At 30.2% G+C, this 692-nt stretch carries 1 protein-coding gene; it reads left to right on the top strand.

The window, feature by feature from the left end; all coding sequences use genetic code 11:
* Positions 1–163: 163 nt before the first annotated feature.
* Positions 164–692 (top strand): prephenate dehydratase domain-containing protein (locus FUA24_RS17280; protein WP_317131964.1); only part of this gene is annotated, 529 nt, incomplete at its 3' end.

Raw genomic sequence — 692 nt, forward strand, 5'->3', positions numbered from 1 at the left:
AAAATATTATTTACTTTAGCCACATAATTATGAGAACAACAGCAGTTTATACATATTTTGGTTTTTATTATTTCTTTTTTAGCAAAAGGAACGAGACATTGTATGTATAAATTTAAATAATAAATTAAAGTATAAGTCTCGGTGAAAATCGAGACTTTTTTTTATGATAAAATCAGTAGCAATACAAGGAGTTAAAGGATCTTTTCATCACATTGTTTCTCAACAGTTTTTTGATGAAAACGTAAACCTAATTGAGTGCTTAACCTTTGATAGAGTTGTTGAAGCCCTAATTACTAAAGAATGTGATGCGGCTATAATGGCTTTAGAAAACTCTATAGCAGGTTCAATAATACCCAACTATGCATTAATTGATAATTATAATTTGCATGTTGTTGGAGAGCATTATTTAGATATTCAGCATAATTTAATGGCATTGCCAGGGCAAACTATAATTGATATTAAAGAAGTATACTCGCACCCAATGGCATTGCTACAGTGCAAAGAGTTTTTTAAAAATCATCCGCATATTAAATTGGTAGAAGATAAAGACACTGCCGAAGTTGCTGATAGAATACATAAAAATAAACTAAAAGGTGTTGGCGCAATAGCTAGTGTACTAGCAGCTAATATATTTAATTTAGATGTGTTGGCGCATAGTATTCAAACTATTAAACACAACGAAACACGTTTTG

The organism is Seonamhaeicola marinus, assembly GCF_008085455.1.